We start from the raw sequence: 266 nt of genomic DNA, 5'->3' as shown, positions 1-266 counted from the left end.
TGGTTACTTCGCGCCATTTTGCCATGTAGTCTTGGCCATCTTGCCCGTATTTACGCTGTAAGTTTGCCGAGTAAAAACTAAAGATCTCACCGCGATCTACTGGTCCTTCAAACAGCTCTCGCATGTAGCTGTAATGTTCCGCCAATGGGTCATCGTAATCTGGAAGCCACTCAAAAAAGTCTCTACGGGTTTGGTTCGCGACAAAGGCAGAATCAAAAGCTTGCTGGCTAATTTCCAATTTTTCTTTTGAGTCTTCAGGTGTCACA

Annotated in this window: 1 protein-coding gene; it reads right to left on the bottom strand. The window is 45.1% G+C overall.

All coding sequences use genetic code 11. The features are described from left to right. Positions 1-266 (bottom strand): hypothetical protein (locus Q4528_RS14175; protein ID WP_303522255.1); only part of this gene is annotated, 266 nt, incomplete at both ends.

This window comes from Staphylococcus pasteuri (assembly GCF_030547725.1).
Classification (GTDB): Bacteria; Bacillota; Bacilli; order Staphylococcales; family Staphylococcaceae; genus Staphylococcus; species Staphylococcus pasteuri.
Note: the sequence above shows the minus strand (reverse complement) of the source record. Positions and strands in the feature narration are given on the sequence as shown.